This window comes from Corynebacterium sp. NML180780, from assembly GCF_007786415.1.
Lineage (GTDB): Bacteria > Actinomycetota > Actinomycetes > Mycobacteriales > Mycobacteriaceae > Corynebacterium > Corynebacterium gottingense.
Map to the genome: position 1 here is coordinate 124912 of NZ_VNKN01000005.1, position 26543 is coordinate 151454.

General features: G+C 64.8%; 31 protein-coding genes and 1 tRNA gene. 11 read left to right on the forward strand and 21 right to left on the reverse strand.

The genetic code is table 11. The features are described from left to right. Positions 1-288: 288 nt before the first annotated feature. Positions 289-1173, reverse strand: a complete 885-nt coding sequence (locus FPP74_RS04565) for an NgoMIV family type II restriction endonuclease (RefSeq protein WP_095276872.1) — start codon at positions 1171-1173, stop codon at positions 289-291. Further along, a complete protein-coding gene (locus FPP74_RS04570; protein ID WP_095535688.1) occupies positions 1170-2195 on the reverse strand; it encodes a DNA cytosine methyltransferase in 1026 nt (341 codons plus the stop codon). The genes FPP74_RS04565 and FPP74_RS04570 overlap by 4 nt, the downstream gene beginning before the upstream one ends. A 156-nt stretch (positions 2196-2351) precedes the next feature. On the opposite strand from FPP74_RS04570, the gene FPP74_RS04575 reads away from it, so the two are divergent. Then, positions 2352-2425 (forward strand) — tRNA-Leu (locus FPP74_RS04575). A 4-nt stretch (positions 2426-2429) separates the two neighbouring features. On the opposite strand, the gene FPP74_RS04580 is transcribed toward FPP74_RS04575, so the two are convergent. From FPP74_RS04580 to FPP74_RS04600, 6 genes are read right to left on the reverse strand one after another with little or no spacing between them, the layout of a single operon-like run. Continuing rightward, positions 2430-3221: a hypothetical protein gene (locus FPP74_RS04580; RefSeq protein WP_133064748.1), complete on the reverse strand. Its 792-nt coding sequence runs from the start codon at positions 3219-3221 to the stop codon at positions 2430-2432. Between the two features lie 27 nt (positions 3222-3248). Next, a complete protein-coding gene (crtI, locus tag FPP74_RS04585; RefSeq protein ID WP_144717262.1) occupies positions 3249-4805 on the reverse strand; it encodes a phytoene desaturase family protein in 1557 nt (518 codons plus the stop codon). 37 nt (positions 4806-4842) lie between these two features. Beyond that, on the reverse strand, positions 4843-5601 hold the full coding sequence (locus tag FPP74_RS04590; protein WP_144717263.1) for an SDR family NAD(P)-dependent oxidoreductase: 759 nt from the start codon (positions 5599-5601) through the stop codon (positions 4843-4845). Positions 5602-5645: 44 nt separating this feature from the next. Beyond that, complete coding sequence (locus tag FPP74_RS04595) at positions 5646-6221, reverse strand: FAD-binding domain-containing protein (RefSeq protein WP_255456065.1); 576 nt, start codon at positions 6219-6221, stop codon at positions 5646-5648. Then, positions 6218-6313 (reverse strand): deoxyribodipyrimidine photo-lyase, encoded by a 96-nt coding sequence (locus tag FPP74_RS12410; RefSeq protein WP_205691175.1) that lies wholly within the window; start codon positions 6311-6313, stop codon positions 6218-6220. Before FPP74_RS12410 ends, FPP74_RS04595 begins: the two co-directional genes overlap by 4 nt. A 20-nt stretch (positions 6314-6333) precedes the next feature. Continuing rightward, positions 6334-7326: a suppressor of fused domain protein gene (locus tag FPP74_RS04600; RefSeq protein WP_144717264.1), complete on the reverse strand. Its 993-nt coding sequence runs from the start codon at positions 7324-7326 to the stop codon at positions 6334-6336. Between the two features lie 116 nt (positions 7327-7442). Between FPP74_RS04600 and FPP74_RS04605 the strand changes: the two genes are divergently transcribed. Further along, the gene (locus FPP74_RS04605; protein WP_144717265.1) at positions 7443-8246 is read left to right on the forward strand and encodes a Bax inhibitor-1/YccA family protein; all 804 of its coding nucleotides are present in this window, start codon (positions 7443-7445) and stop codon (positions 8244-8246) included. Between the two features lie 91 nt (positions 8247-8337). On the opposite strand, the gene FPP74_RS04610 is transcribed toward FPP74_RS04605, so the two are convergent. The 3 genes from FPP74_RS04610 to FPP74_RS04620 all read right to left on the reverse strand — a co-directional run bounded on the left by FPP74_RS04610 (position 8338) and on the right by FPP74_RS04620 (position 10034). Further along, the gene (locus FPP74_RS04610; RefSeq protein ID WP_144717266.1) at positions 8338-8835 is read right to left on the reverse strand and encodes a hypothetical protein; all 498 of its coding nucleotides are present in this window, start codon (positions 8833-8835) and stop codon (positions 8338-8340) included. Between the two features lie 68 nt (positions 8836-8903). Next, positions 8904-9422 (reverse strand): transcription elongation factor GreA, encoded by a 519-nt coding sequence (gene greA / locus FPP74_RS04615; RefSeq protein ID WP_095276849.1) that lies wholly within the window; start codon positions 9420-9422, stop codon positions 8904-8906. Positions 9423-9548: 126 nt separating this feature from the next. Further along, positions 9549-10034: a DUF4307 domain-containing protein gene (locus FPP74_RS04620; protein ID WP_255456066.1), complete on the reverse strand. Its 486-nt coding sequence runs from the start codon at positions 10032-10034 to the stop codon at positions 9549-9551. Between the two features lie 133 nt (positions 10035-10167). Between FPP74_RS04620 and mca the strand changes: the two genes are divergently transcribed. From mca to FPP74_RS04635, 3 genes are read left to right on the forward strand one after another with little or no spacing between them, the layout of a single operon-like run. After that, on the forward strand, positions 10168-11028 hold the full coding sequence (mca, locus tag FPP74_RS04625) for a mycothiol conjugate amidase Mca (protein ID WP_144717267.1): 861 nt from the start codon (positions 10168-10170) through the stop codon (positions 11026-11028). Further along, on the forward strand, positions 11025-11339 hold the full coding sequence (locus FPP74_RS04630; RefSeq protein ID WP_095535680.1) for a hypothetical protein: 315 nt from the start codon (positions 11025-11027) through the stop codon (positions 11337-11339). Before mca ends, FPP74_RS04630 begins: the two co-directional genes overlap by 4 nt. A gap of 15 nt (positions 11340-11354) precedes the next feature. After that, positions 11355-12143: an isoprenyl transferase gene (locus tag FPP74_RS04635; RefSeq protein ID WP_186439380.1), complete on the forward strand. Its 789-nt coding sequence runs from the start codon at positions 11355-11357 to the stop codon at positions 12141-12143. A gap of 16 nt (positions 12144-12159) precedes the next feature. Here the strand turns inward: FPP74_RS04635 and coaA are convergent, their stop codons facing one another. After that, complete coding sequence (coaA, locus tag FPP74_RS04640) at positions 12160-13095, reverse strand: type I pantothenate kinase (protein WP_095276839.1); 936 nt, start codon at positions 13093-13095, stop codon at positions 12160-12162. A gap of 168 nt (positions 13096-13263) precedes the next feature. Between coaA and glyA the strand changes: the two genes are divergently transcribed. Beyond that, entirely contained in the window at positions 13264-14556 is a 1293-nt protein-coding gene (gene glyA, locus FPP74_RS04645; RefSeq protein WP_095276837.1) for a serine hydroxymethyltransferase, read from the forward strand. A gap of 4 nt (positions 14557-14560) precedes the next feature. Here the strand turns inward: glyA and FPP74_RS04650 are convergent, their stop codons facing one another. Further along, the gene (locus tag FPP74_RS04650; protein ID WP_095276835.1) at positions 14561-14911 is read right to left on the reverse strand and encodes a DUF5997 family protein; all 351 of its coding nucleotides are present in this window, start codon (positions 14909-14911) and stop codon (positions 14561-14563) included. A 24-nt stretch (positions 14912-14935) separates the two neighbouring features. Here FPP74_RS04650 and FPP74_RS04655 point away from each other — a divergent pair, with 24 nt between their 5' ends. From FPP74_RS04655 to FPP74_RS04670, 3 genes are all read left to right on the forward strand, one after another. Further along, positions 14936-15601, forward strand: coding sequence for a LysR family transcriptional regulator (locus tag FPP74_RS04655; RefSeq protein ID WP_095276833.1), 666 nt, complete (start codon positions 14936-14938; stop codon positions 15599-15601). Between the two features lie 164 nt (positions 15602-15765). Beyond that, positions 15766-16368, forward strand: coding sequence for an LGFP repeat-containing protein (locus FPP74_RS12185; RefSeq protein ID WP_095276831.1), 603 nt, complete (start codon positions 15766-15768; stop codon positions 16366-16368). Between the two features lie 113 nt (positions 16369-16481). Next, positions 16482-17012, forward strand: coding sequence for a GNAT family N-acetyltransferase (locus tag FPP74_RS04670; protein ID WP_095276829.1), 531 nt, complete (start codon positions 16482-16484; stop codon positions 17010-17012). A gap of 74 nt (positions 17013-17086) precedes the next feature. Here FPP74_RS04670 and FPP74_RS04675 read toward each other — a convergent pair whose 3' ends face one another. The 5 genes from FPP74_RS04675 to glpX all read right to left on the reverse strand — a co-directional run bounded on the left by FPP74_RS04675 (position 17087) and on the right by glpX (position 22442). Beyond that, complete coding sequence (locus FPP74_RS04675; RefSeq protein WP_095276826.1) at positions 17087-18664, reverse strand: MDR family MFS transporter; 1578 nt, start codon at positions 18662-18664, stop codon at positions 17087-17089. After that, complete coding sequence (locus FPP74_RS04680; RefSeq protein ID WP_133064045.1) at positions 18637-19281, reverse strand: TetR/AcrR family transcriptional regulator; 645 nt, start codon at positions 19279-19281, stop codon at positions 18637-18639. The genes FPP74_RS04675 and FPP74_RS04680 overlap by 28 nt, the downstream gene beginning before the upstream one ends. 45 nt (positions 19282-19326) lie before the next feature. Further along, entirely contained in the window at positions 19327-19842 is a 516-nt protein-coding gene (locus FPP74_RS04685) for a hypothetical protein (protein ID WP_095548439.1), read from the reverse strand. 57 nt (positions 19843-19899) lie between these two features. Then, the gene (locus FPP74_RS04690; protein WP_095548438.1) at positions 19900-21300 is read right to left on the reverse strand and encodes a class II fumarate hydratase; all 1401 of its coding nucleotides are present in this window, start codon (positions 21298-21300) and stop codon (positions 19900-19902) included. Positions 21301-21422: 122 nt separating this feature from the next. Beyond that, positions 21423-22442, reverse strand: coding sequence for a class II fructose-bisphosphatase (gene glpX, locus FPP74_RS04695; protein WP_144717269.1), 1020 nt, complete (start codon positions 22440-22442; stop codon positions 21423-21425). Between the two features lie 231 nt (positions 22443-22673). Between glpX and FPP74_RS04700 the strand changes: the two genes are divergently transcribed. Beyond that, the gene (locus tag FPP74_RS04700) at positions 22674-23249 is read left to right on the forward strand and encodes a DUF4245 domain-containing protein (RefSeq protein WP_095276816.1); all 576 of its coding nucleotides are present in this window, start codon (positions 22674-22676) and stop codon (positions 23247-23249) included. Here the strand turns inward: FPP74_RS04700 and FPP74_RS04705 are convergent. Then, positions 23246-23521, reverse strand: a complete 276-nt coding sequence (locus FPP74_RS04705; protein ID WP_095537665.1) for an exodeoxyribonuclease VII small subunit — start codon at positions 23519-23521, stop codon at positions 23246-23248. The two genes, FPP74_RS04700 and FPP74_RS04705, sit on opposite strands and share 4 nt — an antisense overlap. A 10-nt stretch (positions 23522-23531) precedes the next feature. Continuing rightward, entirely contained in the window at positions 23532-24782 is a 1251-nt protein-coding gene (gene xseA / locus FPP74_RS04710; protein WP_095545707.1) for an exodeoxyribonuclease VII large subunit, read from the reverse strand. 154 nt (positions 24783-24936) lie between these two features. Between xseA and FPP74_RS04715 the strand changes: the two genes are divergently transcribed. Beyond that, positions 24937-25908, forward strand: coding sequence for a 4-hydroxy-3-methylbut-2-enyl diphosphate reductase (locus tag FPP74_RS04715; RefSeq protein WP_095276810.1), 972 nt, complete (start codon positions 24937-24939; stop codon positions 25906-25908). Positions 25909-25911: 3 nt separating this feature from the next. Here the strand turns inward: FPP74_RS04715 and FPP74_RS04720 are convergent, their stop codons facing one another. Further along, positions 25912-26541, reverse strand: coding sequence for a DUF6542 domain-containing protein (locus tag FPP74_RS04720; RefSeq protein ID WP_186439381.1), 630 nt, complete (start codon positions 26539-26541; stop codon positions 25912-25914). Positions 26542-26543: the final 2 nt, after the last annotated feature.

Sequence of the window (26543 nt, forward strand, 5' to 3'; positions counted from 1 at the left end):
GACGTTGAGCCGTGACGACTGCCTTTCGTGACGCAGGAGTTCGCACCGAACGGGCGCAGGCGGGGTGGAACCAGGTTGCGGTGGATGCGCCCCTCGACGATGCCCTGAATACGAAGGCTGCAAGCGTTGGCGCCAGCCCGCCTCTTGCATGACGGCAGTCAGTTCAGCAGCAGGTGCCCGCGAATAGCGGATTGCGACTAACCACGAGCGCCTCCAATATGAAATGTGAGACCGAATGCTGCGCCGATGGGTACAGGGAAAGTGGACGCAGGGCTACTGAGCATTTAATTAGACCGAAAGATCAAGTGGAAGGTCAGCGATGTCACGCAGGCGGTCACCGTCTACCAAGGTATGCATTAATTCCTTGGCGTCGTCGCTTCCCTTCTCTTCAATCGCGATCATAAGCTCATTCAACGCAACGTGGTACACCATGTCGACGTCGCCAGTGCCCAGAGCAAGACTAGCTATCCTGCTCATCGTTGGTTCATTTGTGACAGCGATAATATGCGGAGACCGACCTTTTCGGTTTCTAATCAGATTGAGCGCTTCCGCACGCGTATTCTGAGATCGGTCGCTCCTCATTGTCCATTTGCAGGAGATGACAGCGTGCACATGCGCGGTGGGAGCCGCGCGGTTTGCAGCGCGTACAGGGGAGAGGGTACCAGTGTGTTCATCGACGATGACACGGTCTTGATTTAGCACGTCGTCTGAGATTGCATTTCGGAGAACCAAAATGTCCGGTGATATGACATAGTTGTTGCCCAGGGACGCGCCTAAGTCGGGGTTAAGGCGGATTGCTTCTGCCAAACTCGCAAGGTGCGTATATGGCTCATACACTGCGAGATGGTCTCTACGGCGTGAGCTGCCCACATTGAGGATGGACCAATCGCCCGGGCGCACAGATTGCATATAGGGGAACGTTGCTTCCAGGAATTCAGCAATGATGTGTTCGAAGCCCGCTCCAGCGCTCTGTCCAGGCTTTTTCTTGGCAGTGTGTGCATGGAGCTGTTCCGCGACGTGGAGAGAAAGCGCCCGGGACGATGACTGACTCTTGTCAGCGTTTGATGCGATCTTGCCAAGTGGTGTCTCCGCGATGGAAAGGGTGCCTGATTCAACAAGTTGCTGATGTAAGGCGCGGCGCGATGATGTAATTAAAGCTGGACGCGGTTTCATGATGATAGCTCCTCGAGTAACGGTGCGTTAGGGATGATCGCTGTGGCCGGGGAGAGGCCCTGCAGAGGCTCCTTTCGTAGTGCAGATGCAATTCGAACACCGATCGCGTGGGCCACAGGTGGTGGGAACGCGTTCCCCACCTGTTTCCACGCCGCAGTCTTGCCCCCCTCCCATTTCCACTCTGGAGGAAAACCCTGGATTACGGCGCCCATCTTCACGGTGAGGCGAGGTAAATTTTCAGAGAGATCGGTTGGAAAATCCGGGTGAGGAGGCTCTTCTGCGATACTTGTGCCACGGACGCCTAATTTCTTCCAAGCTTCTCGGGCTCGGGTTGGACCGACATCTGGTCCGCCGTGTTTCTTAGATCCGCCGACGAGAGTCGGCCCAATGGCGTTTGCCTGTTGCGCCCAGCGTTTTGCGCCTGGCCAGCCGTTTGCACCCATAAGCGGTTCGAGAGCCTGCCCTACCGTGAGGCGGTTCTCGTATGGCGTTGGCCAGGCGAAATACTCGGCATACTCCTCTTTCAGTGCAACCAAAATGAATCGCGGCCGAAGTTGGGGTACTCGATAGTCTGCAGCAGTAACGAGTTCCCAGTACGACTGGTAGCCAAGCTCTGCGAGTTGGTTGACGAGTTTATCTCTGTAGGCCGCAAAACGAGGCTGCGCCAGTCCCTTAACGTTCTCCAGCAATACTGCCTTCGGGTTTGAGCTAGCGATGAGTTCGATCGCGCGAGGGAATAGATCGCGTTCATCGTCTTGACCTAATTGCTTTCCCGCGATGGAGAACGGCGGGCAGGGGACACCACCTGCAAAGAGGTCGAGGTTGTCTGTGTAAGGGGAAATATCAAACTCTAAAACATCGTGGTGAATTACATTCCACTCCGGACGGTTCGAGCGAAGTGTTGCCACTGCGTGATCATCAATTTCCACTACAGCTCGGTGGTGAAAGCCTGCCTGCTCAAGACCGAGCGCTTGACCGCCAGCTCCAGCACAAATTTCTACCGAGGTGAGTTGTTTTTCCATCGTGAGACCTACTTTATATAGTGCTTACCGTTTGGGGTAATGAGTCTACTTTTGGAGCCAACACCAAGAGGATGGAATCGAAAATATGTTCTTAATCTCAGGAGGGGTAGGCAATTCTTAGTGCGTCGGGGGTGCAGGGTACGATGACTGCCTGTTGCCCCTATAGCCCAATCGGCAGAGGCAGTCGACTTAAAATCGATTCAGTGTGGGTTCGAGTCCCACTGGGGGCACCGATTAGCTCACCGCGTCAACGGCGTCCTGCAGCAGCCGCGTGACCTGCTCCGGGTCCTCGCCGGAACCGGTGATTTGGACAACGGTGTTGCCAAAGCGGCCGTAGACCGTCTCTCCGGTGTAGGACATTGCGCCCTCGACGGTGGTTACGCCGGAGAAGGAATCGTCCGCGCCCTCAAATTTCAGGTCCGACTTCTCGTACGTGTTGTGGGAAGAGACGGCCTGCTCTCCGGTGCCGGACGTGATCGTGATGTCCGTGCAGTCGCCGCTGTAGACGTCGCTGCGCTTCAGCAGATCCTTCGCGTCGTCCTCGTTGCCAAATTCCGCGACGACCAGGTCCACCGACGGACCGCTTTCGGGCATCTCTGCCGGCTTGGACAGCAGGGTGGATTTCGAGTGCTTGGTCATGAGGTTGTCCAGGACCTTGGTCTCGTCTGAGAAGTCGCACTGCGGCGGATCCACGGTGACATCGCCGGGCGTCTCCATCGACTGGTCGTCGCCGCCCATCTGCTCGTAGAGCGCATTCAGGTCTGTTTCCTCCGCGGTGGGGTACTTCTCCTTGAACGCGGCGATGACCTTGTTGGCCTCTTCGCCGTACTCGGCGGGCGGCTCGCCGGTGCCTCGGTCTTCCGCCGGCGCAGCTTCCACGGGACTCTCAGTGCTCTCAGACGCTGGGGACTCCTGCGATGCCGTTGCGCTCGTGTCGGTGCTGGTCGAGTCATCGGCCGAGCAGCCGGCAAGCGCCAGGCTCACCGAGGTCAGCAGTGTCGCGGCAATTACGGTGTGTCGTTTCATGCGACCGACCATACGTGATCGACGCCGTCAGGCGGTAGGTAAAGGCCCAGAACTTTTATCGCCGCGGAGCCGTTTCACCACGTTCTCGGCAGAAATGAGGCACATCGGCACGCCTACCCCCGGCACCGTCGTCGCGCCCGCATAGTAGAGGTCGTCCAGTGTGCGAGACGCGTTGCGCCCGCGCAGAAACGCCGACTGCCGCAGCGTGTGCGCCGGGCCGATCGCGCCTCCGGACCACGCGCGGTAGCGGTCCGCGAAGTCTGCGGGCCCGACCGTCTTATGCACGACGATCCGCTCGCGCAGGTCCGGGATGCCGCACCACTCCGCGATCTGCGTCAGGGCAGCGTCGGCGATCGCTTCGACGCTTGTCGACGCCCCGCCTCCGTACGCATCTCCGCCCCCAACATCCGTCTGGGCGGGCACCGGGACGAGGACGAAGAGGTTCTCGTGCCCCTCGGGCGCCGTGCCGGGGTCCGTGGCCGACGGCTTGGATACGTAGATTGAGCGCGAGGCGCCCAGGGGACGCGCGTTGACGGGGCCGTCGAACACCGCGTCAAAGTCCGTGCCCCACTCGCGGCTGAACAGCAGGTTGTGGTGCGCCAGCTGAGGCAGTGCTCCGCGCACCCCCAGGGTGAGCAGGACGGCGCTGACCCCGGGGTTGCGCTTGGCAAAGTAGGGCTCGTCGTAGGTCCTCTTGTCCGCCGGGAGCAGGCGTGTTTCGGTGTGGTGGAGGTCGGCGGCGGAGACGGTGGCGTCGAAAAGCAATTGCTCCGTGCCAACGCGCACGCCCGTGGCGCGGCCGCCGGAGTGCGTGATGGCGGTGACCTCCGTGCCGAGGCGGAAGCGGACGCCCTGCTCGCGGGCGATGCGGTAGATGGCGTCGACGACGGCGGCGAATCCGCCCAGCGGGTAGCGCACGCCCTGGGTGAGGTCGGTGTGGCTCATCAGGTGGTAGAGCGACGGGGTCTTCGACGGGTGCGACGACAGGAACACCGCCGGATAGGTGAGCATCTGGCGCAGGCGGACATCGCTGAAGCGGCGCGCCACGAAGCGGTCGAGCGGGGTGGTGAGGAACCTGGCCAGGTCGGCGTAGCCGGCGCGCACCTCCGGCGCGAGGAACGCGGCGGGGGAGGAGAATGTGGTGTAGAGGAAGTGGCGCAACGCCAGGTCGTAGGTGCGCTCGGCGGAGTCGAGGTATTCGGTGAGTTTCGCGCCCGCGCCGGGCTCGATGGACTCGAAGAGCGCCGCAGCGCGCGCGGGGTCCGCGGGGACGTCGAGTGGCGCCTGCCCCTCGGGGAACAGGCGGTACGCGGGGTCCAGCGGAACGAGGTCGAGCAGCTCCTCCGTGCGGTAGCCAAAGAGCGCGAAGAAGTGGTCAAACGCGTCCGGCATGAGGTACCAGGACGGGCCCATGTCGAAGCGGAACCCGTCGAAGGTTTCCTCCCCGGCCCGCCCGCCAACTGCGTTCAAGCGCTCGAAGACGGTCACCTCGTATCCCTCGCGGGCCAGGAGCGCGGCGGTGGCGAGGCCGGCGAACCCGGCGCCGATCACGGCTGCGGTTGGGGTCGAGGCTGAAGTGGGCACGGGGAGTACACCTTTCTTTTAGAGGGGGCTAGATAGCCTAGATAGCAGTGTATCCGCCGTCGACGAGGTGGTAGGAGCCGTTGACAAAGGAGGCTTCGTCGCTGAGCAGGAAGCGGACCATGGCTGCGACCTCCTCCGCGCGACCGAGGCGAGCCTGCGGGTGGCGGGCAATGAGCTGCTGGCGCATCTCCTCAGACAGGCGGTTGAGCAGCGGGGTGTCGATGTAGCCGGGGCCGACGGCGTTGCAGCGGATGCCCTTGGCGGCGTAGTCCGCGGCGATGGACTTGGTCAGCCCGATCACGCCGTGCTTCGCGGCGGCGTACGCCGCGATCCCGCCTTGACGGGCGACGGAGCCGTGGATGGAGGACATGTTGACAATCGCGCACGGGATTCCATCCTGCTGCGTAAGCATCTGATTGAGCTGGTAGTGGCAGCCGTAGGCGACGCCGTTGAGGTTGAGGTTGATGATTCGGTCCCAGTCCTCGAGTTTCTTCTCCGCGAGCGGGACTTGGTCACCGATACCGGCGTTGTTCACCGCGAGGTGGAGCGCGCCGAACGTCTCCACAGCGAACTTCACTGCTGCTTCGTTCTCTTGCGCGCTCGCGGCGTCCTGCTTGAGCGCGGCTGCGGTGCCGCCGGCCGCCTCGATGTCCTGGGCGACTGCACGGGCGGCGTCCTCGTTGATGTCGGCGACGACGACCTTCGCGTCGTTTGCGGCGAGGTCGGCGGCAACGGCCTTGCCGATGCCGGATGCTGCGCCGGTGACCAGCGCGACGCGGTTGTCAAAGATGCCCATAGGGATGTCCTTTCGGTGGAGGTGGATGGGATCTTCGCACCAGACTAATGATGCGCCGCGATGTCGTCGTAGGCCGCTAACGCCACCTTGCGGGATGCCTGTACATCCACCATCGGCCCAGGATAGGCGGGGGTACTCACCTCGGGTACCCAGCGGCTGACGTACGCGCCGTCAGGGTCGAACTTCTGCTGCTGCGTGAGCGGATTGAAGATACGGAAGTACGGCACGCCCGTCTCCCCGCGCTGCCAGCGGGCGAGCTGCTCGAGGTGTTGCGCATCGGGGTCCATCTCTGGGTGCGCGACCGCGTGCCATACGGTCGCCGGGGGTGCAGTGAGCCGCAAGTGTTGCGCTCCACTCGGGCTCGTCCACGCTTGTCGACGCCCCCTCGACCCCCTCCAATCCCTCAACGGCAGGGGCGGGTGTGGGGGGAACGGAGGGGCGTCGAGAAGCATGCCCTGTGCCTTCTTGGAAAAGGGCGTGAATACGCGGTAGGGCGTGCCGGAAGCAGTGCGGACCTCCCAGGGCTCGGTGAGCAGGAAGCCGGGGTGCGAGACCGCGCCGGTGGCCTCCTTGACCTGCGCGTCGATGTCGGTGAGGTGGTAGCGGCGGTTCCACGTCACCGCGGCGCCCAAGCAAGCGCCGCATTGTCGTGCAGGCGCAGGTCGTCACGGAACCACACGAGGATGGTGGGGGCGATGGTGTCGTGGCTCATTGCACCGATGCTCGTGCGGTTTAGCGCTGCGTATCCACGACGTGCAACTCGAGCGGGGCGGTGACGAACCAGTACGTCCCCGGTTCCGCGTCCAGTTTGGCCAGGATTTCGTTGCGCACGTCCGGGGAGGTGGGCACGCGCAGACCGTCCTCCTCTGCAGTGATGGCTCCTGGGAGGTCGGGGTCGAACAGCAGCCAGTTGTGCTCTGCGACCAGGGCGAAAGGCCTGCCGAAGGGGAGGCGGTGGCGCATGGCGCGTAGGATCGCGCGGGCGCCGTCGACGGAGACGTCGATACGCCCGGTGCCCTCGACACCGAGCAGCCGCGACTCGACGGCGCCCACGGTCGATCCCTCGCGGGCGGTGGCCGCGGTGACAATGCGGCGGGCGGGGCGGTGCGTGGCTACGTCCGCGCGCGCCGGATCGCTCAGCCCGAGGGGGAACGTGTCTCCGAGTACACCGGTGAACTTCAGCGGGTCCCACGCCAGCGCGTCCTCGAGGTCGCGCGCGGTCAATCCCACGGCGTAGGTGAAGCGGACCATGGCCAGGCGCGAATCGACGACGCCAAGCAGCGGGTCCGCGACGAAGCTGAACGCGGAAAGCCGCGCGCCATCTGCGACCGGCGCGTGGAAGTCGAAGTAGTGGCCGGGCTCGATGGGGCGGCCAGTCCTCCGGATGTGGCGGACCAACTGGCCCAGCACCGCCGCGGGCCAACCCGGGGGAAGCGGCGCGCCGGCTGCGGGAACCCGGAGCGTCAGCTCGGTGTGCGTGCCGGCGAGCGGGAGCGAGGAGCGCACCGGCGCCAGACCGAACGTGCTGAACAGGTAGTGGTCCACCGGGTGGCTGATCCGGAAGGCCAGGATTTCCACGTCCCCGTACTGCGCAGCAAACGGGTGCGCATCCCCCGTGAGCTCGAGCAGCCGCTCGCGCACGGCGTCGCCTACCGCGGCGGGGCGAAACCGTTGCTGGTGGGCGCGGGAAAACAGCTCCGGCGCGCCCCATTCGGGCAGATGCATACTCACACTTTAGGCCCGTGTGCCGCGAGCTTCATACGCGGATGGGAACTATCTGGGAAGGTGGGGCGTTACATAAGGTGACACGGACGATGGACAAGGAAAGGAATGGAAACCAGATGCGAAGTAGCAATCCGGTACTGAAGAACTTGCCCCAGGCCCAGCAGCAGGGCTACGGATACGGAAACAACGAGCACACCCCCTACGGTGGCGTCCAGACTGAGGCCCCGCGGGCCCCGCAGGACTCACAGCGCCCGATGACGGTGGATGACATTGTGTCGAAGACCGGCATCACCCTCGCGGTGATCGTCGCGTTCGCCGCGGTGAATTTCGCCCTGTGCATGGGCGTGAACCAAGGCATCGGCATGATCCTGACGTTCGTCGGCGGTATCGCCGCGTTCATCACTGTGCTGGTCCACTCGTTTTCCAAGAGCTTTGGCTCGCCGACCGTCACGCTGCTCTACGCGGCGTTTGAAGGCCTGTTTGTCGGCGGCTTCTCCTTCCTCATCGGCGGGACGGCCGGTGAGCTCATCTTCCAGGCAATCCTGGGCACGATCGGCGTGTTTATCGGCATGCTGTTTGTCTACCGCACTGGCGCGATCCGCGTCACCCCGCGCTTCAACCGCGCACTGACTGGCATGATCTTTGGTGTCGCCATCCTCGCGCTGGGCAACTTCCTGCTCGCCATGTTCACCGGTATCAACCCGCTGCGTGGTGACGGCGTGATGGCCATCATCTTCAGCCTCGTCTGCATCGTGATCGCCTCGCTGTCCTTCCTGCAGGACTTCGACCTGGCCGACAAGCTGGTGCGTTCCGGTGCGCCGGCAAAGGAGGCATGGGGCGTCGCCCTCGGCCTGGCAGTGACGCTCATCTGGCTCTACACCGAGATTCTGCGCTTCCTGTCCATCTTCAATGATGATTAATCACTGAATACCAAACGCGCCCGGCCCGCACCTTGCAAGGAATCAAGGTTGCGGGCCGGGCGCGTTTCGCGTGCCCTGAGGCGGGGCGAAGTTACATGTCGCGCTCCGGGTACACCTGCGCGCCGTCCACGGTGATCGTGGTGTAGGCCAGTACGCCGTTGACAACCTCCGGTTCGGACAGGGAGACGGCGATGTCCTCCGGCTCCTGGCCCGGGGCCACGCGGGTGCCGGTGCCGGTAGCGGCGTCGGCCTCCCAGGAATCCCAGACGATGTCGCGCAGCAGGTTGCCCTGGTCGGTGCAATCCAGCACCAGCTCGGTCGGGCGCTCCAGCTCGACGGCGCCGCAGTTGGCGATGGTGGGGGTGCCGTCAGAGGCCGTGATAGTGGTCGGCTGCGCGGATGCGGTGCCGGATGCAGCTGCGGTGCCGGACGGGGTCGCGCCGTAGGAAGCCAGCGAATCCGGGTCCTGGCTCTTCGCCGTGTCGACCTTCTCGGCGGAGTCAACCTGGTGCGGCGGGTGGCAGGCGGAGAGGGAAACTGCTGCCACGGCGAGCATGCCGGCCGCGGCCTTACGGGAAACGGAAATCACAGGTTTGATCCTTCAGTTAGTTCTAAGAGCGTGCAATAAAGCGGGGATGAGGCTGCGTGCTAGTGGTACTAGTCGCGCGGCGTGGAAGCCTTAACAGAATCATACGGCTCCGCGGAGAGAATCGTCACCGAAATCTCGCGGCCGTTCGGCGCGGTGTACTTGCGCGTATCGCCCTCGGAGGCGCCGACGACGGCTGCGCCAAGCGGGGAGTTCTCGGAGTAGGTCTCCAGGTCCTTGTTGTCGGTGGATGCAGCGCGGGTACCGATGAGGAAGGTCTCCTTATCGTTCTCGTCGCCGTTGTAGTACACGTGCACGACGGAACCGACGTGCGCGACGCCCTCGATGACGCCAGTGCGCTCGGTGGTGGAGTTGGCCAGCAGTTCGGAGATCTGCTTGATGCGGGCCTCTTCCTGGTCCTGCTGCTCACGAGCCGCGTCGTAGCCCGCGTTCTCCTTGAGGTCGCCCTCCTCGCGGCGCTCGTTGATCTCAGCAGCGATCACCGGGCGGTTATCAATCAGCTGCTGCAGCTCTGCCTCGAGCTTGTCCTTCATTTCCGGGGTGATGTACTGCTTTTGCGTCTCAGCCATGCGGAAAACCCTTCCCTCATACGTCAAAAACGAGCCCGCCTGTTTCCCAGGCCGGGCCCAGTCCGACGGATTACGTGGTCATACTCGTACAAATATACAGGCGGATCTTAACACACTGCCCGCAGGCTACCGGGCCGCGTAGTAGGCGCTTTCCGCGTCCATATAGTCCGGAATCTTCTCCGAGCACCCGTAGACGCGCCCCGACGCGAGATCGCCGCGCACCGGCATGTCAACGGCGAGTCGCTCCATTTCCTCGCCCCCCGCGGGGATGACCACTTCACGGCGACCGATCTCCGCGTGGTGGTAGTCCACCGCGGTGACGATGCAATAGGACGGCACGTCAGTATCTTCGCGGGTCACGTCGATCCACAGCCGCGAGGTCGAGTCATCGACCTTCTCCTGCGAAATGAAATCTGCGCTGATCGGCTGCGCGGACCGCTCGCTCATCACGCGTGCCACGGCAAAAATGGCAAAACCCACCAGCAGCACCGCAGCGATCGCCATGATGCGCCCGGGCAGTTTGCTTGTCGACGCCCCCGTGCCCCCTCCGTACCGCGTCCGCGAAGTACCGCCGTTGCCTGGTGCTGCGGATGTATTCGAGGTAGTGGACACTGCGGCGACCTCTCCTTCTGGGTTAGCGGCGCGGGAGCGAACGATTGCTTCGCACTTGATGGTACTAAGATGGGCCGGAGTTGAAGCACTGTCCCCTACAAAAGTTGGAGTTCTCGTGACTGGTTTGCGGCTGATGGCAATCCACGCACACCCGGACGACGAATCGTCTAAGGGCGCGGCGACGATGGCGAAGTACGCGGCGGAAGGCAATCGCGTCAAGGTGGTTACCTGCACTGACGGCCGCCGGGGCGACATTTTGAACCCAGCTATGGATCGCCCGGGGGTGCTCGACAACCTCATCCAGGTTCGCGAGCAGGAGATGGCCCGCGCGGTTGAAGCACTCGGCGTCGAGCACGAGTGGATGGGCTACCAGGACTCCGGGCTGCCGGAAGGGGACCCGCTGCCCCCGTTGCCAGAGGGGTCGTTCGCCGTGCAGGATCCGGAGGCGGTGGCGGCCAAGCTGGTGGCGTCGATACGCGCATTCCGCCCGCACGTCATTATCACGTATGACGAAAACGGTGGCTACCCGCACCCGGACCACATCATGGTGCACACGATTTCCATGTTGGCCTGGGAAAAAGCGGGTGATCCGGAGTTTGCGCCCGAGGCGGGTGAGCCGTGGACGCCGCTGAAGCTGTATTACAGCCACGGGTTTATCCTGCAGCGGATGCGTCTGCTGCAGGAGCGACTCTACGCGCAGGGCAAGCCGAGCCCGTACGAGCTGATGATTGCGCGCTGGGAGCAGAACCAGGCCGACGTGATGAGCCGCGTGACCACGCAGGTGGAGTGCGGCGAGTACTTCGCGCAGCGCGAGGCGGCGCTCACCGCGCACGCCACCCAGATCGACCCGGCCGGCGCGTTTATGGCCAGCTCGGTGCAGGACCAGCGAGACGCCTGGCCCACCGAGGAGTTCGAGCTCGCGCAGACCAGGGTGAAAACGCACTTGCCGGAGGACGACCTGTTCGCCGGCATCGAAGAGGAGGCCGCGAAATGAGCATTGGGTTCACAGCATCGTTGACCGCGTCCGCGGTGAACGCGTCGAGCTACGTGCTCGCGCAGGCGCCCGCGGAGACCCCGGTGGGGCCGGACTTTGGCAAGGCATCGCCAATCGGCCTGCTCATCCTGGTGGTGTTGGCCGTAGTGATCCTCTCGCTCGGGTTTGCCTTCCACCGCCGCTACTCGCGGTTCCGGCGCCGCCAGCAGTTTGCCGAGGCGCACGGAATTGACCCGTTCGACCAGGAGGCGCTGGACGCCGCGATGCGCGAGGCCGGCGTGCTGGACCTCGGGAAGAAGCGTATTTTCTAAGCGCGAGCGCGCCACATGAGTAGAGTGAGGACTGTGACGTTGCTGGAGAAGGTGCTGTACCCGCTGTACGAGCTGCGCTTGAAGCGCGAGCTGCGCGGCAAGAAGCGGCCCAAGCATATCGCTGTGATGGCGGACGGGAACCGTCGGTGGGCGCGCGAGGCCGGGCTGACCGACATCTCCCAGGGGCACCGGGCAGGCGGCGCGAAGATCGGCGAGCTGGTGCGCTGGTCCGCGGAAATGGACGTTGACGTGGTCACGCTCTACCTGCTCTCCACGGAGAACCTCCAGCGCACCTCCGAAGAGGTGGAGCTGCTCTTTGACATCATTTCTGACGTGATCGAGGACCTCGCGACGGAACACTATTCGTGCCGCGTGCGCCTCGTCGGCCACCTTGACCTGCTGCCGCCGGACGTGGTGGAGCGCATGCAGCGCTCCGCGGAGTCAACCACGGGGAAGGCGGGGCTGACCGTCAACATCGCCGTCGGCTACGGCGGGCGCCAGGAAATCGTGGACGCGGTGCGTTCCCTCATCCGGGACGAAGCCGCCCGCGGCACCACGACAGACGCGCTGGCCGAGGCGGTCACGGTGGACTCGATCGGGGAGCACCTCTATACCTCGGGTCAGCCGGACCCCGACCTGGTCATCCGCACCTCGGGCGAGCAGCGGCTGTCCGGGTTCCTGCTCTGGCAGGCCGCCTACTCCGAAATCTGGTTTACGGATACCTACTGGCCCGCGTTCCGCAAGATCGACTTCCTGCGCGCGCTGCGCGAGTACTCCCAGCGGTCGCGTCGGTTCGGGAAGTAGGGGGCGCTGACAAGCGCTACAGCTTGCGCATGCGCACGCGCTGTACCGTATGGTCGAAGCCCTTGCGCAGCACAAGCGAGGCGCGGGGGCGCGTGGGCAAGATGTTTTCCACCAGGTTCGGCAGGTTGATGGTCTGCCAGATTTCGCGGGCGCGGTGGGTCGCCTGGGCATCATCAAGCTGGGCGTAGTCGGCGAAGTGGGCGCCCGGCTCGCGGAACGCGGTGTGGCGCAGCTTGAGAAAGCGCGAGATGTACCAGTGCTCGATGTGCTCGACCGAGGCATCCACGTAGATGGAGAAGTCGAACAGATCCGAGACCATGAGCGTGGGGCCGGTCTGGAGGACGTTGAGGCCCTCGAGGATGAGGATGTCGGGCTGGCGGACCTCGATGTACTCACCGGGCAGGATGTTGTACGCCGTGTGCGAGTAGATGGGCGCCTTGACCACGGGCTGGCCGGACTTGACCTCGGTGACGAAGCGCATGAGGTTGCGGCGATCGTAGGATTCCGGGAAGCCCTTGCGCGACATGAGGTTGCGCTCCTGGAGCACCTCGGTGGGGTAGAGGAACCCGTCCGTGGTGATCAGGTCCACGCGGGGATGCGACTCCCAGCGCTGCAGCAGGAGTTGGAGCACGCGCGCAGTGGTCGACTTGCCCACGGCCACCGAACCGGCCAGGCCGATGATGAATGGGACGTGGCCGGGGTCGCCGCCGATGAAGGTCTCGGTGGCGTTGGTGAGCTTCTGGCGGGCGCGGACCTGGAGGTGGATGAGACGCGATAAGGGGAGGTAGATGTCCTCGACCTCCTGCAAGTCAAGGTTTTCGCCGATACCGCTGAGCTTCTCCGCCTCCTCGGCGGTGAGCACCTGCGGCATCGCCGCGCGGCGCTCGCGCCAATCCTGGCGGTGGAAGTCCAGATAGGGGCTTGAGTCCGCTCCCCGTACACCTTGAGCCATGGGCCCCATTGTTCCACTCGCTGGAACACTGCTCGCGCTCAGGGCAGGGCTTGAAGAGGGCTGGAAATTGCCCCCGTGGGTGTGGGGTGGCGTTTATACTGCTAGAAAGTCACCGCGCTGCGGGGATTTTGCCATCGAATCTTGAACCATTGAAAGGACCCGGAGCACGTGTCTGAAGACTTCCGTTACCAGGACCTCGCCACCTTCGACCCCGAAGTACACGAGGCCATCGTCAACGAGCTGAGCCGGCAGCGCAACACCCTGGAGATGATCGCGTCCGAGAACTTCGTGCCGCGCGCCGTCCTGCAGGCACAGGGCTCTGTGCTGACCAACAAGTACGCCGAGGGCTACCCGGGCAAGCGCTACTACGGCGGCTGCGAGCACGTCGACGTGGTGGAGGAACTGGCCCAGGAGCGCGCAAAGCAGGTCTTCGGCGCGAAGTTTGCCAACGTGCAGCCGCACTCCGGCGCGCAGGCTAACGCCGCTGTCCTCATGGCGCTGGCGGAGCCGGGCGACACGATCTTGGGCCTGAGCCTGGCGCACGGCGGCCACCTCACCCACGGCATGAAGATCAACTTCTCCGGCCGTCTTTACAACGTCGCGGCCTACGAGGTGGAGCAGGACACCCACACCATCGACATGGCGAAGCTGCGCGAGCAGGCGCGCGAGGTCAAGCCGAAGGTGATCATCGCCGGCTGGTCCGCCTACCCGCGCCACGAGGATTTCGCCGAGTTCCGCTCCATCGCGGACGAAGTCGGCGCGTACCTGTGGGTCGACATGGCGCACTTTGCGGGCCTGGTTGCCGCCGGGCTGCACCCGTCGCCGGTGCCGCACGCCCACGTCGTGTCCTCCACGGTGCACAAGACCATCGGCGGCCCGCGCTCCGGCTTCATCCTCACCAACGACGAGGACCTGAACAAGAAGCTCAACTCCGCGGTCTTCCCCGGCCAGCAGGGCGGCCCGCTGATGCACGTGGTGGCGGCCAAGGCGACCGCGTTCAAGATCGCCGGCATGCCGGAGTTCAAGGACCGTCAGGAGCGCACCATCGAGGGCGCGCGCATCCTCGCCGACCGCCTCACCCAACCGGATGCGAAGGAGGCCGGCGTGGACGTCGTCTCCGGCGGCACCGACGTGCACCTGGTCCTCGTGGACCTGCGCAACTCCAAGATGGACGGCCAGCAGGCGGAGGACCTGCTGCACAGCGCGGGCATCACCGTGAACCGCAACGCCGTGCCGTTCGACCCGCGCCCGCCGAAGGTCACCTCCGGCCTGCGCATCGGCACGTCCGCGCTGGCCACCCGCGGCTTTGGGAAGGAGGACTTCACCGAGGTCGCAGAGATTATTGCGGAGGCCCTGATCAAGGGCGAGGCCGCCGACACCGAGGCCCTGCACGCGCGCGTCGACGCGCTGGCGGAGAAGTACCCGCTCTACCCGGGCCTCGAAGACTGGAAGATGCTCTAGGGCGCTAGTTGTCGCTGCGCTGCTCGGCGTGCGCCGCGCGGGCCTCGCGCAGCCACTCCGGCTGGTCTGCCAGCAGCTCGCTGATCTCCTTGGAGGTCAGCGAGCGGTCCATCTCGTGCTTCTTCAGCGCGGTGATGGAAATGCCCAGCTTGCGGGCGACCTCGGGGCGGGGGTGCGGCCCGTTGTGGCGCAGCTCCTGCAGCCACTCGGGTGGATTCTGCTGGAGCTCTCGCAGCTCAGCATGGGTAACCGACCCGTCCTGAAACTCCTGCGGGGTGGCGGGCAGATACACACCGAGCTTCTTCGCGGCGGTTTCCGGCTTCATGGCCGTGCTGGACGGCGTCTCATTGCTCATGCTGCACACGGTAGCATTCTGGGCATGCTCTCCCTCGTCTTCGTCACAGGTTCCGCGCCCAGCAAATGGATCCGGCGCTATCAGGAGGCCACGGGGGACTCCGTCGAGGCCATCGATGCCGCCGACCCCTGGGCAGTGCTTATCGACGCCCCCTCGTCCCCACCCACCGTCGCCTTGCTCCGCCTCCCGGACCCGCGCCTCGACGCCGCGAGCGAAGACTTCCACATGGTCCGCCTCTACGAGGAAGCCCCCGGGGTCGCCGTGCCCAAGGACTCCGTGTACGCGGAGGTGGGGGAGCAGGTCGCGGAATCGGACCTCGCCGACGAGTACGTGAACCTGCCGTTTTCGCACCGGCCCGACGTGGACGCGCTGCGCGAAGCGCTGCAGGTCGTCGCTGCGAACGTCGGAGTGGCGTACGGACCGCTGCCGTTGCTCAAGCACCTGTCGAAGAAGCAGGTCGTGCCGCTCGAGGTGGCGGGACCATCGGTCGCGCCGACGCCGATCGCGCTGGTGTGGCGCAAGGACGACGACTGCGACGCGATCCAGGACTTCGTGGGGATCACCAAGGGGCGCTCGGTGCGGTCCTCGCGCGCCAACGCGGCCCAGAAGAGCCATAAGAGCCACAAGAAGCGGAAGAAGGGGAAAGCGATCCAGCCGCGTGGACGGGGAAGGCGGCGCGGACGGAACTAGTGCGGGATGTGCACACTTTTTGTTTGCTATCCATGGGGATAGTGCAGGATTCTGCAAGGGGAGCGGGAGATTTTACCCCCGTTCGGGTGGGGTAAAACGGCGTGGGAATGTATAGCTTGCATAATGGTCACGTCACGTAAACGACACAACGAAAGGTTTTGTTTATGAGCATCTCCCGCAAGATCGTCGCTTCCGCAGCTGCGCTGACCCTGGCCACCGGCCTGGTCGCTTGCTCCTCCGACGAGGGCGACAGCGAGAACGGCACCACCGTGGTCGAGGAGACCGCGACCGAGACCGCTACCGCCACCGAGACCGCTGGCGCTGAGGGCGAAGACGGCGCTGAGGGTGCCGAGGGCGCTGCAGGCGCGGGCGCTGCTGCCGGCGCTGAGGGTGACACCACCGAAATCGCTACCGCGGACGGCGAGACCGCGATGGTCCCGAACGATCTGGCGGCGGCCATCGATAAGTACGCCGACCCGGCATGGGGCGAGCCGGCTTCCATCGAGGAGACCGCGAACGGCTGGATCGTCTCCTACGACGGCGAGCACTACGTCACCTGGAACGAGAACACCGGCGGCGCGCCGATCTGGGGCGAGATTGCGAACGAGTGGATCAACGGCAACCACGCCGAGACCCTCGGCTTCCCGCTCGAGGCGGAGACCCCGCTGCCGTCCGAGTCTGGCTGGATCCAGGAGTTCGAGCACGGCACCATCGAGTGGACCCGCGGCGACAACGGCGAGTTCGGCCCGATCATCAACCAGCACTAGTCTGGCGTAGCGTTACGCTATAGCTCGCGCCCCATTACCAGGAAAACCCTGGTGGTGGGGCGTTTTTCGTGCGCGGTTTGCGCGCTACTTCGAAGGCCATGACAATAGTGCGCATGGCCAAAAACGGTTTTAATATTCGTCCGATCCGCCCTGAGGACTACCCGCAGGTCCGTGAGATCTATGAGATGGGCTTGAGCACTGGAAACGCCACCTACGAGACGAAGGGGCAGACGTGGGAGGCGTTCTCCCGCGGTAAGATCATCGAGACCGTTTTCGTCGCCGTTGATGCGCTTGACGACGACAAGGTGCTCGGTTGGGTTGCCGCGGCGAAGGCGTCGTCGCGAAGCGTGTTCCATGGCGTGGTTGAGGATTCGATCTACACGCACCCCGATTCGCGCGGCATGGGCGTGTCCGGCGCGCTGCTGGACAAGCTGATCGAGACCTGCGTTGCGCTGGACAAGTGGTCGATTCACTCGTGGATCTTCCCGGAGAACACCGGCTCCGCGGGCCTGCACATCTCCCGCGGGTTTGAAAAGATCGGCACCTTCCACCACATGGCGAAGATGACGTACGGCGAGCGCGCCGGCGAGTGGCGCGACTCCGACATATACGAGCTGCTGCTGCCAAAGCCCGACGAAAAGTAGGTCCGAAGAACGCAGAAAAGGAGCCACCCTGGCGAGTGTCAGGGTGGCTCCTTTGTGTTGGTCAGTGGCTCTTCCTAGTCCACAGTTTCCTTCAGCGGATCCTCAGTGATCGGGATGAGCAGGAGGAAGGCGATGACGGCGAGCGGCACGATCATCAGGAAGACCGGGGTGAGGCCGTCGTTGTAGCTGGTCAGCACGACCTCGCGGATCGCGTCGGGCAGCTGCGCCACCTGGTGCGGCGTGAGGTTGCTGCTGCCGCCGCTGAACTGCTGGCCGATCGCCTGCGCCTGCTCGGGCGGCAGCTGTGCCATCGCCTCAGGCATGCGCTCCTCCATGTGGGTGCGCATGTTGTGGATGAACAGCGAGCCAACCAGGGAGGCGCCGATGGAGGAACCGAGCTGGCGGAAGAAGTTGTTCGTCGCCGTCGCGGTGCCGACCATGGCAACCGGGAAGGAGTTCTGCACGATCAGGACCAGCACCTGCATGACCAGGCCGAGGCCGAAGCCGAAGATGAACATGTAGATGCCCAGCATGACCAGCGAGGTCTCGACGGTGAGGCGGGAGAAGAGGAACATGCCGACGGCGGTGATGGCCATACCCACCAGCGGGTACATCTTGTAGCGGCCGGTGCGAGAGATGACAAAGCCGACGGTCATGCCGGTGCCCAGCATGCCCAGCACCATCGGAATCATCATGAGACCCGCGTTCGTCGGGGTCATCTCGTGCACCATCTGCAGGTAGGTGGGCAGGTAGGCGAGTGCGCCGACCATTGCCATCCCGAGCACCGTGCCGGCGGCGGTGGTGAGCGCCATGTTCCGGTTCTTGAACAGGCCCATCGGGATCATCGGGTTCTTCGCACGCAGCTCAACGAAGACGAATGCGACGATGGCAACCACGGCGATAGCGATCGTGGTCAGGATGGTCGTGCTGCCCCACTCGTACTGGGTACCGCCCCATGTGGTGGTGAGGATCAGGCTGGTGGTGCCGATAATCATCAGCACCATGCCGAGCCAGTCGGCGTTAAGCGGGCCCTCGGAACCCTTGCGCAGGCGAAGGACGGAGGCAGAAACCAGCATGGCCAGAATGCCGAGCGGGATGTTCATCCACAGGCCCCAGCGCCAGCCCGGGCCGTCGGTGAACCAGCCGCCCAGGACAGGGCCGAGCACGGAGGCGACGCCGAACATGGCGCCCATAACGCCCATGTACTTGCCGCGTTCGCGGGCGGGGACGACCTCGGCGATGATGGATTGCGAGTTCACCATCATGCCGCCGGCACCAAGGCCCTGCACGGCGCGGCCGATGATAAGCAGCGTCATGGTGTGCGCGAAGCCGCCCAGGGCGGAGCCGATGACGAAGAGGCCGATCGAGCCGACGTAAAACCACTTGCGTCCCAGGCCGTCGCCAAACTTGCCGTTGATCGGCATCGCGATGGTCATGGTGATGAGGAACGCGGAGATGACCCAGCTCATGTGGTCAACGCCGCCGAGTTCGCCGACGATGGTCGGCAGGGCGGTGGAGAAGATCATCTGGCCCATGGAGCTCATCAGCATGGTGAGCAGGAGGGCCGTGAAAATCAGTCCAATGTGTTGCTTTGCACCGCCTTCAACGACGGTGCTCCCGGTTGTTACGCCGGAGTTACCGGATTGTTCCATTTCAGTTCCTTTGTAAACTCAGTAAACATGGCGCCTGCGCGCAGCAGGTTGGCTTTCAGGGTGCCTTCCGGTCGTTCCGGAAGGTGGAGATAGCGGGAGACGGCGAAGAAGAAGATCTCCACAACTGCGTGGATTTCTTCCTCGACCGGTCCGTCGAGCTTTCGGTCTTGCGGATGTTGTGCAAAGTGCTTATCGACGGCACGCCACAATGCCTTCATCGCCTCCCTTTTGCGAACCATCGCGGCGCTCTCAAGCTCCACGTGCTGGTGGAGTAGCTTGCGCCGACGGGCGAGGTGCTCTTGGTCTGCGGCCTCGGGGTGCTCCTCGAGCGACTCGATGATGAGCGCGACAAGGTTGTCCGAGGGCGTTGACGCGATGGCCTCGAGTCCGTCTTCGGTGAGATCGAAGGGGAATGCTCCAAGGATTGCGTGGTCCTTGGAGTCCATGTAGTTGAAAAAGGTGCGCCGGGAGATGTCGGCGGCTTGGCAGATGTCCTCGACGGTCGTGTTGTCGATTCCGTGTGCCTCGACCAGGTCCATAGCCGCTTCAAAGATGCGCCGCCTGGTGCGCTGTCGCTTCACCTCCCACGCGTTTGCGGAAGACTGTGAATTTTGCACGGAGTGCAATCTTACACTCAGTGCAAAGTTTGGCAAATCGTCTGTTTATGCCCGGTCAAACCCGATTGAGAGGGTGCCGCCGGCGATCCGCTGGTCGTCCTCAAGGTAGGTGAGCTCGACGAGCCCGTTGTCGGGCACGGCAACCTCCCAGCGCGCGTCGGCGCCGTTCGCGGTCTCGCACTTGTCGGTGAGTGGGTGATGGTGGAGCGTGGCGTCGATAAGCGCACTGCACCCGCTGTTTGGGTAGGTGACGGTCGCCGTGCCGCCGCCGAACGTGGCAACGACCGGCCACGATAGCGTATTCGCACCATCGGTGGTCTCCGCGAGGCGGACGAAGGTGCCGGAGTAGGTGCCCGCCGGGGCGAGGTCCGGGCCGGGCGCGGACGGCTGCGCGGTGACGGTAACCGTGGCCGGGAGGGAATTGCTGTGCGGGTTGCTTGACCAGTACGCGGCGGCGAGCGCGACGCCGATGAGGGCGAGCGCGAGCGCGAAGACGCCGCCGGCGACCCACGGCTTGTTGGAGCCGCCCGCGTGGCGCAGCTCGGAAAAGGAATCAGGCATGTAAAAGTCCCCAGCTCGGTAGTGATACTGGGGACTTATCCTAACCGGCGGGGCCGATTAGTTGCGATCGGTGTTGGCCATCGAGAGCACGTCGAGGCGCTTGTCCAGCTCCTCTTCGGTGAGCTTCTCGCCATCGACAAAGCCGAGGTCGATCACGGCCTGGCGGATGGTGATGCCCTCCTTGATCGCGTGCTTGGCCACCTTCGCCGCGTTCTCGTAACCGATCGCGGAGTTCAGCGGGGTCACGATGGACGGGGAGGACTCGGCCAGGCCGCGCATGCGCTCGACGTCGGGCTCAATGCCGTCGACAAGCTTCGTGGCGAACTGGCGGGCCGTGTTGGCCAGCAGGCGCGAGGACTCGAGGACGTTGCGCGCCATCATCGGGATGAAGACGTTGAGCTCAAACTGGCCCTGGGTGCCGCCGAAAGCGATCGCGGCGTCGTTGCCGATGACCTGGGCCGAGACCTGGGTGGCGGTCTCGCACAGCACCGGGTTGACCTTGCCCGGCATGATGGAGGAGCCCGGCTGCAGGTCCGGGAGGTGGATCTCGCCGAAGCCGGCGAGCGGGCCGGAGCCCATCAGACGGATGTCATTAGCGATCTTGTAGAAGGAAACGGCCACGGAGCGCATCGCACCGGAGAACTCGACGAGCGCATCGCGGTTCGCCTGGGCCTCGAAGTGGTTGGCCGCCTCGGACAGGGCGTCAACACCGGTGAGCTTCTTCAGCTCCTCGGTGACCTTGCCGCCGAACTCGGCCGGCGTGTTGATGCCGGTGCCGACGGCCGTGCCGCCGATGGCCAGCTCGCCGAGGCGCTCGACAGTGCCCTGGACGCGCTGGATGCCCAGCTCGATCTGGCGGGCGTAGCCGGAGAACTCCTGGCCCAGGGTCACCGGGGTGGCGTCCATGAGGTGGGTGCGGCCGGACTTGACGACCTCGTGCCACTCGTCAGCCTTTGCGGCCAGGGACTTCTGCAGGACCTCGAGGCCCGGAATCAGGTCCTGGACCGCGGCTTCCGTCGCCGCCACGTGGGTCGCGGTGGGGAAGGTGTCGTTGGAGGACTGGCCCATGTTGACGTCGTCGTTCGGGTGGACCTCAACGCCGTTCGCCTTCGCGATGGAGGCGATGACCTCGTTGGTATTCATGTTGGACGAGGTACCGGAGCCTGTCTGGAACACGTCGATGGGGAACTGGTCGTTGTGCTTGCCGTCAGCGATCTCCTTCGCGGCGGCAATGATTGCGTCCGCCTTCTCGGCGTCCAGCTTGCCCAGGTCCTTGTTCACCTGCGCGCAGGCAGCCTTGAGCAGGCCGAGAGCGCGGATCTGCTGGTCTTCCAGGCCGCGGCCGGAGATGGGGAAGTTCTCGACGGCGCGCTGGGTCTGGGCGCGCCAGAGGGCGTCGACAGGCACCTTGACCTCGCCCATAGTGTCATGCTCGATGCGGTACTGCTGTTCTGTCATAACTAACGTCCTTTACTTACTTGCGTGGTTGGTCACAATATTCTTGAGCTCACGATTATGCCCCTTTTTCCCGCCGGGCGCGGTCGTCCCAGTTCGCGACCGCCCGATGTGGGGGAGGGGCGCTACTCGTGGGTGGGGTCCGAGTAGTCGACGACGGAGTACTGCTGCAGCTTGGCCAGCTTGTGCAGGGACTCCACGTAGCGGACCGTGCCGGACTTTGAGCGCATCACCAGGGAGCGGGTGGTGGCGCCGTTCCTGCGGTAGGACACGCCGCGCAGCATGTCGCCGTTGGTCACGCCGGTGGCGGCGAAGTAGCAGTTATCGGAGGTGACCAGCTCGTCGATGGTCAGAACGTGGTCGAGGTCGTGGCCCGCGGCGAGTACCTTCTCGCGCTCCTCCTCGGACTGCGGTGCGAGCATGCCCTGGATGTCGCCGCCGAGGCACTTCAGCGCGCACGCGGTGATGACGCCCTCCGGGGTGCCGCCGATGCCCATTGCCATGTCGATGGAGTTGGTGTCTTGCGCGGCGGCGATCGCACCTGCGACGTCGCCGTCCATGATGAAGCGGACTTTGGCACCGGCGGCGCGGATTTCGTCGACAAGCTGCTTGTGGCGCGGGCGGTCCAGCACGACCACCGTGACCTCGTTCGGGCGCACGCCCTTCGCCTTCGCGACGGACTGGACGTTCTCGGCGACAGACGCGGTGATGTCGATGTGGCCGGCGGCCTCCGGGCCGACCGCAATCTTGTTCATGTAGAACGCGTCCTTCGGGTTGTACATCGCCCCGCGGTCCGCAGCGGCGATGACGGAAATAGCGTTCGGGCGGCCCTCCGCCATGAGGCGGGTCCCGTCGACCGGGTCCACCGCCAGGTCGACGCGGGCGCCCTCGCCGTTGCCCACCTGCTCGCCGTTGAAGAGCATGGGGGCCTCGTCCTTCTCGCCCTCGCCAATCACGATGACGCCGTCCATGCTCACGGAGTTGATCATCTTGCGCATCGCGTCGACGGCCGCGCCGTCGCCCTCGTTCTTCTTCCCGCGGCCAACCCAGCGCCCCGAGGCCAGCGCTGCGGCCTCCGTGACGCGGACGAGCTCCATCGCAAGATTGCGGTCGGGGACGTACTCTGTGGACTTCGATTCAGACATCGAAATGTGGCCTCCTGGGCGTAAATACATGCATCGAACATCAACGGGGGTGAACCGACACCACACCGCACCGTCTCATTGTCGCACTTTTGCGCCCGGTTTCGGCACCGAATTCCACCAATTCGGGGGAAGATGCACCCCAGCAGGGCGGATGCGCGGCCCGCGCGTCGGTGCGGCCGCGGCGGCTGACAAATTCGGGGGTGGACCACGCCGCGTGCCATACTGGCCTACGTGGCAAGTAACAGCAGCACCCGCATCTTTCAGGACGGACGAAACATCGCGCTCAACATGGTGCTGATCGTGGTGATCATGCTCGTGGCGGTCGGCGCGACCGGTCTGTGCACCTTCAACCCCGGCAAGCCGGAGCAGGGGCCGGTACAGGAGGTCGACGCGCGTACGTTCCTGGACATGGAGGCCCGCTCCGTGAATTTCCCGGTGGTCTACCCCGAGGCGCCGGCGGGCTGGGTGACCAACTCCGCCCGCCGCGCGATGATCGAACAGGCGCCCGCGCCGACCGTCGGCTGGGTCACGGCCGACGGGGGCTACCTCCAGCTGACGCAGACGGGCGCCCCGCTGGACAAGGCGGTGCGGGGGGCCGACCAGAAACCGCGCGAGCTGCAGCGCTCCGTTGACGTGGGCGGCACGGAAGCGCAGGTGTACACCTCTGCGTCCGACGACGTGCGCGACCTGTGGGCCGTCGACGCCGGGCAGTCGCGGTTCCTCGTGACCGGCGCCGGCACCGAGGAGGAGTTCCGCGCGCTGATTGAGGCGGCGCTCACCGCGGCACCGCTGCCGGCGCAGAGTTAGTTGGACGTGTCGCCGTCGTCGCCGTCCTCGGAGCGGGATTGGATGGCGGCTTCGACGCGCTGCGACGCTCCGTCGAGAAGCACCTCGCACCGCTTGGCAAGCGCCTCGCCGCGCTCCCAGTACTTGAGTGACTCGTCGAGGCTCATCTGGCCGAGCTCGAGAATTTTCACCGTCTCAATGAGCTCGTCGCGGGCCTGCTCGTAGCTGAGGTCCTGCGGGTCCGGGAACGCGTTCTCGCCGGCCTCGCCCGCGCCGAAAGTGTTGTCTGCCATAGTGTCTCCTTTAATCTGCTGGTGTGTTGGCCATCGAGGCCGCGGTAATAGAGCCGTCGCCCACGCGGATGCGCAGCTGCGCCCCGGGCGGTGCCTGTTCAATGCTGGTGACCACGTCCGGCCCGCTGCCGTCGCGGGGCAGGACCTGGACAATCGAGTACCCGCGCGCGAGTGTCGCGGAGGGGCCGAGCGCCGCAACCTGCGCGCGTAACGACGCCACGCCGCTGCGCTCCTGCTGCAGCAGGTACGTCACATCGCGACGGATCTGCGTGCGAGCGCGCTCGAGTTCGTCGCGCCGCCTGGTGATGGGGGACATGGGGTCCGCGAGCGCGGGGCGACTCCGCACCGCAGCGAGGCTGTCCCGCTCGCGCCGCACCCAGCCGCGCAGCGCCGCCGCGGAGCGCTGGCGCGCCTCCGCGATAAGCGCGCGCTCCTGCGCCACGTCGGGCACGACGCGCTTGGCCGCATCGGTGGGCGTTGCCGCGCGCAGGTCCGCGACGTTGTCCAGCACCGGCGTGTCCGGCTCGTGGCCGATGGCGGAAACCACCGGAGTGCGCGCGGCCGCGACCGCGCGCTGGAGCGCCTCCTCCGAAAAGGGCAGCAGGTCCTCCACCGAGCCGCCGCCGCGGGCGATGATGATGACGTCCACGTCCGGGTTGCGGTCGAGCTGCTCGAGTGCCTCGATAATGGCCGGCACCGCGAGTGCGCCTTGCACCGGGGTATTGATGGTGCGGAACTGCACTGCAGGCCAGCGCTGCTGCGCCACGGACTGCACGTCGCGCTCCGCGGCCGAGCCCTTGCCGGTGATCAGCCCGATCGTGGTGGGCAGGTACGGCAGCCGCTGCTTCCGGGCAGGGTCGAACAGCCCCTCCGCGGCGAGCTGCTTGCGCAGCTGCTCGATGCGCGCGAGCAGCTCACCCTCACCGACGTGGCGAATCTCCGTGACCCACATAGAAAACGTGCCGCGCCCGGCGTAGAACGCGGGCTTGCCGCGCACGACAACGCGGTCGCCTTCCTTCAGCGGGGTCGGCATGTCGCGCAACATACCCGAGTTGACGGTGAGCTGTACGCTGACCTGTTCCTGCGTGTCGCGCAGCACCAGGTAGGACAGCTTCCAGGTTGGCTTCGCGTTGATCTGGGCCAGCTGCCCCTCAACCCACAGCCACCCGAGCCGCTCGATCCACCCCTTCACGGTGGTGTTGAGCTTGGAGACTGACCATGGCGCCTCGGGCGTGGTCTTCTCTTTCGCGGTTTCTGCCACCTTTTCTCCTTTCTTCCAAAGCCGAACTTACACAGCGCACTCGCACGGCACACGGGCAGAGCGCTTCTCGACGCCACCGCCGCCACGTACGCAGCGCCCCGGGCCGTGCGAAGCCGCCTATTCTTTTAGACGCAGATTGGGTACTGTCGGTTCCATGACTGATCAGGGTAAAAAAGTTCTTCTTGCTGCGCCTCGCGGCTACTGCGCCGGGGTGGATCGCGCGGTAGAGACGGTGGAGAAGGCGCTGGAAAAGTACGGCGCGCCCGTCTACGTGCGCAAACAGATCGTGCACAACAAGTACGTTGTGGAGACCCTTGAGCAGCGCGGCGTAATTTTTGTTGATGAGACCGACGAGGTGCCGGAGGGCGCACACCTTGTCTTTTCCGCGCACGGGATTTCGCCGGCGGTGCGTGAGTCCGCCGCGAACCTGAACCTGCGCACGCTTGACGCGTCGTGCCCGCTGGTGACCAAGGTGCACAACGAGGCGAAGCGCTTCGCCCGCGACGGCTTCCACATCCTGCTCGTCGGCCACGAGGGCCACGAGGAGGTCGAGGGCACCGCTGGTGAGGCACCTGAGGTGACGCACCTGGTCGACGGCGTCGAGGGTGTGCAGAGCCTGCCGGAGTCGTTGCAGGACCAGAAGCTGGTGTGGCTCTCCCAGACCACGCTGTCCGTGGACGAGACGATGGAGATCGTGACCAAGCTCAAGGAGCGCTTCCCGCACCTGCAGGACCCGCCGAGCGATGACATTTGCTACGCCACCCAGAACCGGCAGGCTGCAGTGAAGAAGATCGCGGCGGACTCAGACCTGGTTGTGGTGGTCGGCTCGCAGAACTCGTCGAATTCCAAGCGCCTGGTCGAGGTGGCGCTGGAGGCCGGTGCGAAAGACTCGCACCTGGTGGATTACGCCTCGCAGATTGACGAGGCGTGGCTCGAGGGCGTGAACACCGTCGGTGTCACGTCCGGTGCGTCCGTCCCCGAGATCCTGGTGGGCCAGGTCGTGGACTTCCTCGCGGAGCGCGGCTACACCGACGTTGAGGAGGTCACCACCACGGTGGAAACCATCACGTTCGCGCTGCCCCGCGATCTGCGTGCGCGGCGCACGAAGGAAAACTCCGCGAGCTAGACGCTAGTCGTAGAGGTTGTCGTTCAACCCGCCCCGCGTTCGCTGCGGGCGCGGGTTTTTCTCGCGCTCGGTCTTCGCGCGGTTGAGCAGCTCCTGCACGGACACGCTCGAGGTGCGCTCGCGCGCGCGGCGGCTCTGCACGGAGGTGCGCTGGTTGCTCTCTGCGACGCGGTGACGCTCCGCACTCTCGGAGCGAGCGCGCGCACGGTTTTGCCGCTCGACCAATTTGTAGCGGACCACCGCGATGATGATTGCGCCGATGGTGATGGTGATCAGCGCGGGAAACACTTCCGTGAGCGGGTAAAACACCGTGAGTAGTGCGGCGCGCGAGGAGGTGCCTCCGTTGGCGATCTGGCTGCGCGAGAGCACGTACCCCGTAGCCAACACCGCGATGACAAACATGATCGGCGCGGACGCGACGGTGAGGAAGAGCCCCTTCGGCTCGACGACGGTGGTGACCAGGATGACCCCGACGGCAAAGCAGGCCAGCAATGGCCAACCGATTTGGCCGATCATGGTGCACAGCAGTGCTCCGGTCACGAGGGCTGCGAACTGGATGCCAATGGCAGAGCCTGTCGGCAGGCCCTGGAAGGGTGCAGACGGGGCGTTGGTATTCCGGATCACGTGAGACACGG